At 73.4% G+C, this 9,854-nt stretch carries 6 protein-coding genes; 2 read left to right on the top strand and 4 right to left on the bottom strand.

Translation table 11 applies throughout. The annotated features are described in order from the left end of the window. Nucleotides 1-211 precede the first annotated feature (211 nt). From ABIC61_RS03610 to truA, 3 genes are all read right to left on the bottom strand, one after another. Nucleotides 212-2,887: an ExeM/NucH family extracellular endonuclease gene (locus ABIC61_RS03610; RefSeq protein WP_354028842.1), complete on the bottom strand. Its 2,676-nt coding sequence runs from the start codon at nt 2,885-2,887 to the stop codon at nt 212-214. Between the two features lie 115 nt (nt 2,888-3,002). After that, nucleotides 3,003-3,749 carry an MBL fold metallo-hydrolase gene (locus ABIC61_RS03605; RefSeq protein WP_144753291.1) on the bottom strand — a complete coding sequence of 249 codons (747 nt, stop codon included), beginning with the start codon at nt 3,747-3,749 and terminating at the stop codon, nt 3,003-3,005. Beyond that, on the bottom strand, nt 3,746-4,651 hold the full coding sequence (gene truA, locus ABIC61_RS03600) for a tRNA pseudouridine(38-40) synthase TruA (RefSeq protein WP_354028841.1): 906 nt from the start codon (nt 4,649-4,651) through the stop codon (nt 3,746-3,748). The genes ABIC61_RS03605 and truA overlap by 4 nt, the downstream gene beginning before the upstream one ends. Nucleotides 4,652-4,823: 172 nt before the next feature. Here truA and ABIC61_RS03595 point away from each other — a divergent pair, with 172 nt between their 5' ends. Both ABIC61_RS03595 and ABIC61_RS03590 read left to right on the top strand, forming a co-directional pair. After that, nucleotides 4,824-5,813: an ATP-binding cassette domain-containing protein gene (locus ABIC61_RS03595; RefSeq protein ID WP_354028840.1), complete on the top strand. Its 990-nt coding sequence runs from the start codon at nt 4,824-4,826 to the stop codon at nt 5,811-5,813. Next, the gene (locus ABIC61_RS03590) at nt 5,810-6,640 is read left to right on the top strand and encodes an ABC transporter permease (RefSeq protein WP_144753301.1); all 831 of its coding nucleotides are present in this window, start codon (nt 5,810-5,812) and stop codon (nt 6,638-6,640) included. The genes ABIC61_RS03595 and ABIC61_RS03590 overlap by 4 nt, the downstream gene beginning before the upstream one ends. Here the strand turns inward: ABIC61_RS03590 and ABIC61_RS03585 are convergent. After that, nucleotides 6,622-9,831, bottom strand: a complete 3,210-nt coding sequence (locus tag ABIC61_RS03585) for an AfsR/SARP family transcriptional regulator (RefSeq protein WP_354028839.1) — start codon at nt 9,829-9,831, stop codon at nt 6,622-6,624. The two genes, ABIC61_RS03590 and ABIC61_RS03585, sit on opposite strands and share 19 nt — an antisense overlap. Nucleotides 9,832-9,854: the final 23 nt, after the last annotated feature.

The following is a 9,854-nucleotide window of genomic DNA, read 5'->3' as shown; positions in this document are numbered from 1 at the left end:
TCCCCCCGGGCGGGGGGCGGGGGGGGCCGCCGGGGGGGGGGGGGGGGGGGGGCCCCCCCCGCGCCCCCCCCCCCCCCCCCCCGGGGCGGGGGGGGGGGGGCCCCCGGCCCCCCCCGCCTCCAGTCCGGCAGCTGGTCGCGGCCAGGGCCGCGTTGAGCGAGCAGGAATGGTCGGATCCACACCACGAACGCGACCATTGCTGCTCACTCGATCAGCCGAACAGGCTCCGCAACCACGCGATCAACGCGGCGAGCGCCGCGAGCGCGTCCGCCACCGGGTGACCTTCGTGACCGGGGCCGCCGTGGCCCGGGTTCCCCTGTCCCGGGTCGCCGGCGCCGGGCAGGTCGATGCCGACCAGGATCGGGTCGTGGTCGCTCGCCCGGTAGACGTCGTCGCGGTACAGGTCCGTGACGTTGTAGTCGTAGCGGCTGTACTCCAGGCCGACGGACTCGACCGAGTTGATGTTCCAGATGTCCACGCCGGTGACCGTCCTGAGCGCCGCCTTCGAGGCGAACACGTGGTCGAGCGAGCCGCTCAGCCCGTCGAACACGTAGGACCATTCGGTGGCGTCCTGCGTCGGCCCGAGGTCGGTGTAGCCGGCGTCGTCGAGGACCTTGACCGGGTCCTCCTGGCTGTAGGCGTTGAAGTCGCCGAGCATGAACACCTTGTCGGTGCCGGCCTGCCGCTGCTGGGCGGTCGAGAACGACACGAGCGCCTTCGCCTGCTCGACGCGGGAGTGGTTCGAGGCGCCCTGCCCGTCGCCCTGGTCGGCGTCGACGCCCTCGCCGGACCCCTTCGACTTGAAGTGGTTCGCGATGACGAGGAAGGTGTCCTGCCCGCTCGGCTTCTGCGAGCCCTTGCCCGGCTTCTTCACCACGGGCGCGAACGCCTGGGCGAGCGGCTGTCGGGCGTTGGCGAACGCGGAGGAGTCGAGGATCGTCGACCCGCCGACGGGCTGGACGCGGTCCTGCTTGTAGATCAGGGCGAGGCGGATGACGTCCTCGCTCGCGGGGGTCTTCGCCGGGGACTTCGCGTACGCCCAGGTGTCCTTGCCGGTCGCCTGGTTGAGCGCGGTGACGAGGGTGGACACGGCTGCGTCGCGGTCCTTGCCGAAGCGGGCGGAGTTCTCGATCTCCTCGAGGGAGACGACGTCGGCCCCGAGGCCGTTGATCGCCTTGACGATCTTCACCTGCTGCCGCGCGAGGTCGTCGGCGTTCGCAGCGCCTCGGGCGTCGCAGCCGCCACGCACGGTCACGGGGTCGCCGTCACGGTCGGTGTAGTACGTGCAGCCGGTGAGCTGGTCGCCGGTCGTCGGGAAGTAGTTCAGGACGTTGAAGCCGGCGAGCCGGATGTCGCCGCCGACGTTCTCCGGCGCGGCGGTCCGCACCTTCGAGAACGCCGTCGGCAGGTCCGCCGCCGGGGTCGCACCGGTGATCGGCGAGGTGGGCTGGAGCTTCCACGCGTCGTTCCGGTAGTCGAGGACGACCGGCTTCCGGAAGGTCGCGGCGGCGCCGACGGTCACCGGCCCCTGGGTGAGCCAGGACACCGGGATCGACTGGTTCGCGGCGCTGAGGAAGTTCGTGCTCGCACCGTCGTCGAGCGTGACCGTGCGCGCCGCGTTGTCGGCGGCCACTGCAACTGCCTCGGCACTGCCCGGACGCGCGACCTCGGTGGGCTGGAGCAGGCGCTGCTTCCCGCTCGCCAGCACGACCTCGCCGTACTGGTTCGTCGTGTAGTTGTCGGCGACCGTGTAGTCACCCTGCGGGGCGACGAGCATGCTCTCGAGCGACTCGCGCTGGGCGTCCGTCCGCGGGAGGGTGATCGTGGCCGGGACCGGCTGCACGACGCCCTCCTTCGGCAACTGCTCGAGGCCCGCGGCCGACGGGACCGTCAGCTCGGTCAGGCCGTTGAACTCGGACACGGAGCCGGTGAGCCGGACCGCGTCGCCGACGCGGACCGAACCGGCGGTGGCCGCGGAGTAGACGAACACGGCGTCGGAGGCGGTGTGCTTCGCCAGGTCGAGCGCCCCGCCGGTGCCGGCGGTCTGGACCGTGTAGCCGTTGAAGCCGCCCGTGGCGTAGACCGCCGTGACGACGCCGTCGGTGCGGACGGTCTTGCCGACGTACGGGGAGGCGTCGCCGGTGCCCTGCAGCTGCGCGATGGTGACCTGCTCGGCCGGTGTCCCGGGGTCGGTCGGGTCGGTGGGGTCGGTCGGATCCGTCGGGTCCGTCGGCTGCGTGGTCTCGCCCGCCGCGTTCTCCGGCGTGACCGTCGACGTGACCGTGAAGTCCGCGGCGTTCGAGTCGGTGTCGGTCGTGCCCTGGCGGGTCAGCGCGTCCGGCACCGAGTTCGCGGTGCCTGCCGTGGCGACCGCGGTCTCGAACGTGTTCGAGGTGCCGTACCCGAGCAGGTCGACGACGCCCGGTGTACCCGCGGTGACCGCGCCGGCGGGCAGCGAGAGCGCGGTGGCCTGGTCGGCGAGCACGAGGGTGCCCGTGGATCCGGACGGGTTCAGACCGGTGACGGCGTCGGGCTCGGGGAGCGCCTGGCCGTTCGCGCCGTTCGACCCCATCTGCACGAGGTAGGTGCCGTGCGCGGGGACGGAGCCGGCGAGCTTCCCCACCGCGGGGGAACCGGTTCCGGTCGCCGCGCGGTACTGCACCGACCAGCCGTCGACGCTGACGGCGGTGTCGGTGGGGTTGCCGAGCTCGACGAACTTGTTCGTGAACGGCTGGTTCGCACTGCCGCCCTTGAGGTAGGCCTCCTCGATGACGAGGCCGGTGCCGGCGGGGTTCGCGCTGGCAGTGGAGACGGAGACGAGCGGTGCGGCGACGAGCGCGGCGGCAGCGGTGGCGCACAGCAGAGTGCGCCCGACGGATCTGTGCATGCTCGCACGCTACCGAGCTGCAGGGGTCCTCAGGTTTCCGGCGGGTGAACGATCCGTTCCACCCCCGGTCGGGGGCTGGAGCCGAGACTCGGTCCCGCGGCGCCCCGCCGCCCCCTCACGACCCGATCGGCAGCCAGGCCGATCCGACCCGGTGCACCGCCGGCCCGTGCCCCGGCAGCAGGATCTCCGGGATCGGCAGGGCCCGAGCGGACTCGAGTGCGCGGTCCTGGTCGGCGGTGAAGAACGGCGTGATCATCCGCGGCCGCGGCGCCCAGGACCCGGGCTGCGTGTCGTGCCGGCTCACCACGGCGTCGCCGGTGACGATCGCGTTCGCCGCGGGCAGCAGGTACGCGGTCGACCCGACCGTGTGCCCGTCGGCCGGGAACGGCGTGATCGCCCGTCCGTCGAAGTCCGCCGCGGTGAACGCCCGAGCGGAGGGCACCGCGGTCGGGCGGAGGGCGTCGGACCGGATCGCCCGGCTCAGCCAGCGCAGCACCCGCGGGGACGCCAGTCGTCCGCCGATCTCCGCCGGCGTCACCTGCTGCCGCGACGGCCCGCGGACGTTGTCGAGTTCGTCGGCGTGCGCGAGCACCTCGACGTGCGGGTACCGCGCCAGGATGCCGGGGATGCCGCCGACGTGGTCGACGTGCCCGTGCGTGACGTACACGCGGCGCAGATCGTCGAGGTCGTGTCCGGCGTACCGCACGGTGTCGAGCACGAGGTCGGCGTCGGCCGGGTAGCCGGCGTCGATCAGGGCGACACCGTCCTCCTCCGCCAGGACGACCCAGTTCGAGACGGGTCCCTCGACGAACACCACCCCTGGTGCGACGGACACGACGGAGCGGGGTTCGCGGGGACTCATCCCCCGACGGTACCGCCGCCGTCGCTCGTCCCACGCCGCGCACGGGTCTGCGTCGCCCGGGCGGCGAGCTCCTCGTCCGCCGGGTACCCGACCTCGGTCAGCGTCAGGCCCTTCGCGGGCGCGACCTTGAACTCGCTGGTCCGGGTCTCGGCGACGCGCAGCTCCTCGAGACGGTCGGCCCCGAACCGGCCCTCGCCGACGGCGATGGTCGCCCCCACCATGGCGCGCACCATGGAGTGGCAGAAGGCATCGGCCTGGAGGCGCGCCACCAGCACGCCGTCCGGCTCGCGGTCCCAGCGGAACTCCTGCAGCGTCCGGATCGTGGTCGCGCCCTCGCGCGGCCTGCAGAAGGTCGCGAAGTCGTGCAGCCCCAGCAACCTCAGCGCACCGCGCTCCATCGCCGCCGGGTCCAGACGCGTCGGGTGCCACACGGTGTGCCCCCGTCGACGTGGATCGCGCGGGGCGTCGGCGTCCGCGATCCGGTACGAGTAGCGCCGCCAGAGCGGGGAGAACCGGGCGTCGAACCCGTCGGGCGCGACCGACGCCCGGGTGACGACGACGTCCCCCTCCGGTGCGGCGATGCCGTTGAGGCGCTTCACGAGGGACTCGAGCGGCGAGCGCTTGGTGCCGAGGGCCTCCCACTGCGACGGTGACAGGTCGACGTGGGCGACCTGTCCGGTGGCGTGCACCCCGGCGTCGGTGCGACCGGCGACGGTGAGCAGCGGTGGCTCGCCCCAGCGGGTGAAGACGGTGGCGAGCGCCGACTCGAGCGCTCCCTGCACGGTGCGGAGCCCGGGCTGCCGGGCCCACCCGGAGAACGCGGCGCCGTCGTACGCGATGTCCAGCCGCAAGCGGGTGCCGCCACCCACACCACTGCTCCGGGAGCCAGCCGTCTCGTCCACGCGACCACCGTACCGGCGGTGAGCCGCGCCTCCGGGCGGTCCTCCACAGAACCCGCCTGACGTGCCCGCCCACAGGTGTCAGCGCCACGTCAGTGCCGCGTGAGCGGCCCGCGGCACCATCGTCCTCGACATCGACGAACCACGTCGAGTCACCACGAAAGGACCTGCGCGAATGACCACCACACCGCTCGCGGTCGAGGCCACCGGCCTCGTGAAGACCTTCGGGACGAACCGCGCAGTGGACGGTGTCGACCTCCGCGTGGAGGCCGGCACGGTCTACGGCGTGCTCGGCCCCAACGGCGCCGGCAAGACCACCACCATCTCGATGCTCGCGACCCTGCTCAGGGCGGACGCCGGCGAGGCCCGCGTCTTCGGCCACGACGTCCGGCGCGAGGCGCAGCTCGTCCGCTCCCTGATCGGCGTGACCGGTCAGTACGCGAGCGTCGACGAGACGCTCAGCGCGACCGAGAACCTCGTCATCTTCTCGCGGCTGCTCGGCCTGAGCCGTGCCGAGTCGAAGCGCAAGTCGGTCGAGCTCCTGGAGCGCTTCGGGCTGACCGAGGCCGCCAAGCGCCCGCTGAAGGCGTTCTCGGGCGGAATGCGCCGGCGGCTCGACCTGGCTGCGAGCCTCATCGCGCAGCCGCCGCTCATCTTCCTCGACGAGCCGACGACGGGTCTCGACCCCCGCACCCGTGCACAGATGTGGGACACGATCCGGGAGCTCGTCGCGACCGGCTCGACGGTTCTGCTGACGACGCAGTACCTCGACGAGGCGGACCAGCTCGCCGATCGCATCGCCGTGATCGACCACGGACGGGTGGTGGCGGAGGGCACCGGTGACGAGCTGAAGGCGTCCATCGGCTCGAGCTCGCTCCAGCTCCGGCTGGCCGACGCCCTGCGGCTCGACGCCGCCCGCGCGATCGTCCGGAACACCCTGGGCGTCGACGCCGTGGCCAGCCCCGAGGGCTCGCGCCTCACCGCGCCGATGTCCGACCCCGACCGCGTGACCGACCTGCTCGTGTCGTTCCGCGAGGCCGGCATCTCCCTCGCCGAGATGAGCGTGCAGAAGCCGACGCTCGACGAGGTCTTCCTGACCATCACGGGTGCACCGGCCACCGCCGACGACGACACCCAGCGCGAGCTCGAAGGGAGCATCGCATGACCACCATCGCCCCCGCACCCACCTCGACTCCACGCGTCACACCCCGCCCGGGTGTCGGAGCGACGGGACTCGGCGCCACGATCCGGCAGTCCTTCACGATGGCGTACCGCGGCCTGGTGAAGGTCCGGCGCACACCCGAGCAGCTGTTCGACGTGACGCTCATGCCGATCGTCTTCACCGTGATGTTCACGTACATCTTCGGTGGCGCGATCGCCGGCGACATCGGCAGCTACCTGCCCGTGATCATCCCCGGCATCCTCGTGCAGACGAACATCACCTCGTCGATCGTGACCGGTGTCCAGCTCCGCGAGGACATGGACAAGGGTGTGTTCGACCGCTTCAAGTCGCTCCCGATCGCCCGCATCGCGCCGCTCGCCGGCGCACTGCTGGCCGACACCGTCCGGTACGCGATCGCCACCGCCATCACGTTCACCGTCGGCATCATCATGGGCCTCCGTCCCGAGGGCGGCGCGGCCGCGGTCGTGCTCGCCGGCCTGCTCGTGATCGTCGTCGCGTGGGCGATCAGCTGGATCTTCGCCTACTTCGGCGTGATCGCCCGGACCGCGTCGAGCGTCTCGGGCATCGCCAACCTGGTGCTGTTCCCGCTGACGTTCCTGTCGAACGCGTTCGTCCCGACCGACACGCTGCCCGGCTGGCTGCGCTGGTTCACCGAGGTCAACCCGATCTCGCACCTCATCACCGCCGTGCGGGAGCTGATCAACCACGGTGCCGTCACCGGTGACCTCTGGATCAGCCTGCTCGGCGCCGCCGTGGTCGTCGCGGTCTTCGCGCCGCTGACGGTCCGCGCCTACATGCGGAAGGCGTAGCGGAGCTCCTCGAGCAGCAGCCTCGCCTGCGCGACGGCCTCGGTCCGGTCCCATCCGGCCGAGGCCGTCTCGGCGTCCGCGACCGGACCCTCGCCGACCGCGTCGACGAGGAGCGGCCGGAGCCGTGCGTGCGCGAGCACCGCGAAGTCCTGGCGGGTGCCGAAGCGCATCGCGGTCCCCCAGCAGCGGGCTGCCTCGGCCGGACGGCCGCTCCGGGCCGCCGCGACGGCGAGCCCCGCGAGCGTCGTGCCGATGACCGGCAGATCGAGCCACCACGGGTGCACGCGGATCATCACGAGGGCGGCGTTCCGGATGCGGCGAGCGACCGTGCGTTCGTCGGCCTGGAGGCACGGTGCGGCCCCGTCGGCCGCGCGCACCGCCGCCTCGTCGACCGCCGCGATCCGTGCCGCGCCCGCCATCACGGTCCAGTGCGGCGTCGCCTTCCGGTGCGGCAGGACCCAGTCCCACGCGGCCGTGTACTGCGCCGCGGCACCGTCGAGGTCGCCCTCGAACCGGAGGCACTCGGCACCGATGGCGACCGCGAGCACGCCGATCTGGGAGCGGTCGCCGTCGAAGCCGCCGCGCCCTGCGACCGGGCGGTGCTGCAGCTCGGCAGCGACCGACCCGGCGGTGTCCACGGCTCCGGTCGCGGCCGAGCAGAGGCCGACGGTCCAGCCGATCTCGTACAGGTCGTCCTCGGCGCCGAAGCGCTCGAGCTGCTCCCTCGCGCGGCCGGCGTTCGCGAGGGCGTCCGCGTACCGGCCGGTCTGGGCGAGGAGCTGCGTCATGGTGACGGCCACGGTGCCGATCGTCCACGCGTCGGCGGTGCGCTCCGCGAGCGTCTGCGCCCGGGTGGCGTACCGGAGGGCGGCCTCGAACTCGCCGTCGTTCTCGGCGAGGGGCGCACTCAGCATGTTGGCGGTCCCGGCCACGCCCTCGTCGGGGTCGTCACGGAGACGCTCGAGCAGTGCGGTGCCCGCTGCCGGACGACCGAGGGTCAGGAGCAGGGCGGCCTGCGCGTCGAGCACCGGGAAGCCCGTGGTCCCGGTGCGACGGAGCCGTCGGAGCGTGGAGATCGCCCACGCCGCGGTCCGGCGGTCGTCGAACGCCGAGGACGCACCGGCGACGACGAGTCCGACGTGCACCGCGGCGATGTCCTCGGCAGCGGGCGGGCCCGAGCGCAGCACCGCGACCACGTCCGAGGCGATCGCGGTGACCTCGCCGTGGGCGCCCCGGAGCGTCCAGTAGGCACCCAGGGCGGCGAAGACGTGCGCGGTCGCCGAGGCGTCGTCGGCGCGGAGGCTCCAGCGGAGCAGGGTCACGAGGTTGTCGGCCTCCCGCTGCACCTCGTGGAAGCGGCCGAGCTGCTCCGGGCCGGTGAGCGTGAACAGGTTCCGGGCGGCGGCGAAGTCGCGCCCCCAGCGGATCATCGCCGTGCGCACGGTCTCGGTGGCGCCGCGCTCGTCGAGCCGTGCGGCTCCGAACTCGCGGACGGTCTCGAGCAGGCGGTAGCGGACAGGCTCCCCCTCGACCTCGACGAGTTGCACGAGGGACTGCTCGACGAGTTCGGCGAGGTCGTCGAGCGCATCGTCCCGGCGGTCCGGCGCGGCCACTGCCTCGACGGCGTCGACCGCCAGGCCGTCCGGGAACAGCGCCAGGCGCGTCAGGAGGTCCTGCGCACCGGCGTCGAGCAGCCGCCAGCTCCACTCGATGACCGCCAGGAGCGTGCGGTGCCGTTCCGGTGCGCTCCGGTCGCCGCCGCGGAGCAGGGCGAACCGGTCGTCCAACCGACGCTCGATCTCGTCGATGCTCATCCCCCGGATCCGCGCGGCGGCCAGCTCGATCGCGAGCGGCGACCCGTCGAGCCGCGTGCAGATGCGGCGGACGGTGTCGACGGGCAGCACGGCCCCGGGTCGGGCGGCCCGGGCGCGCTCGGTGAAGAGGCGGACGGCGGCACCGTCGGCCTCGACCGGTAGGGGCGCGAGCGGGGCCACGACCTCACCGGCGATCGCGAGCGGTGCGCGCGAGGTCGTGAGGATCCGGAGGTCCGGGATGCTCGCGAGCAGGTCAGCGGCGAGGCCGGCGACATCGGCGACGAGGTGCTCGCAGTTGTCGAGGACGAGGACCGTCGGGGCCTCCCCGAGCGCCCGCCCCACCCGCGCCCGCAGGTCGGCGACGACGACGTCCCGCAGTGCCCGGGCGGAGCGGAACTCGGCCACCCCGAGCAGGGCACCGAGCGCGGGGACGACGTCCTCGGCGGTGGCGATCGGCGCGAGCTCGAACACGACCACCCCGGTGGTCGGCGGCACACCGGCAGCGACCGCCTGCGCGAGACGGGTCTTGCCCAGCCCGCCCGCACCGAGGATCGTGACCAGCCGGTTGCGGGACAGCATCTCCGTGACGCTGGCGAGGTCCTCCTGTCGCCCGACGAGCGTGTTCGGCGCGGCCCGCAGCCCGACCCGGCGAGCGCGACCGGAGTCGGCGGCGGAACGGCGGAGCAGGTCGGCGTTCAGCCGCACCAGGTCGGCCGACGGGTCCGCGCCGAGCTCGTCCGCCAGACGGTCCCGGTGCGCCGCGAACGCGGCGAGCGCCTCGGCCGTCCGACCGGCGGCGACCAGGGCACGCATGCAGCCGGCGACCGCGACCTCGTCGAACGGGTTCGCCTCGGACTCGGCGAGCCAGAGCGCGGCTGCTTCGCCCGCGTCGCCACGGTCGAGGAGGAGTTCGCCGAGCCGGCGTCGGAGCGTACGGCGGGCAGTGGCGGCGCGGTCGGCGAGCGATTCGCCGAGGTCCCCGTCGACGTCCGCTCCGGGGTCGCCCCGCCACTCGTCGAGCGCTGCCCGGACCGTCACGACGTCGTCGCTCGACGCCGCGTGCTCGGCAGCCGTGAGGTCGACCGAGCCGGGGTCGACCCCGAGTGCGTAACCGGTGCTCGTCGACACGACGACACCGTCAGCCGTGCTGCGCCGGAGGCGGGAGACGAGCGTCTGCAGCGCCGCACGTGCACCCCTTGGCTGGTCGTCCCCCCAGAGCTCGTCGATGAGCGCCTCGGTCGTCACGGCGTGCCCGCGTGCAAGGACCAGCGCGACGAGGAACGAGCGTGCGAGGGCCCCGGGAACGGCGGTCGCGCGCCCCTGCTGGTCCGCGACCTCGACCGGTCCGAGGACGGCGACGCGAGGCTGGACGGGCACGGTCCGAGTCTAGGTCGAGCGTT

This window comes from Curtobacterium sp. 1544 (assembly GCF_040544915.1).
Classification (GTDB): Bacteria; Actinomycetota; Actinomycetes; order Actinomycetales; family Microbacteriaceae; genus Curtobacterium; species Curtobacterium pusillum_C.
The sequence above is the reverse complement of the archived record's forward strand: the minus strand, read 5'-3'. Positions and strand labels throughout refer to the sequence as shown.

Bases quoted from the DNA above. Each gene is read 5' to 3' on its own strand.
- ABIC61_RS03605 (WP_144753291.1), bottom strand. From the start codon at position 3,749: ATGAGTCCCCGCGAACCCCGCTCCGTCGTGTCCGTCGCACCAGGGGTG.
- ABIC61_RS03610 (WP_354028842.1), bottom strand. From the start codon at position 2,887: ATGCACAGATCCGTCGGGCGCACTCTGCTGTGCGCCACCGCTGCCGCC.
- ABIC61_RS03595 (WP_354028840.1), top strand. From the start codon at position 4,824: ATGACCACCACACCGCTCGCGGTCGAGGCCACCGGCCTCGTGAAGACC.
- ABIC61_RS03590 (WP_144753301.1), top strand. From the start codon at position 5,810: ATGACCACCATCGCCCCCGCACCCACCTCGACTCCACGCGTCACACCC.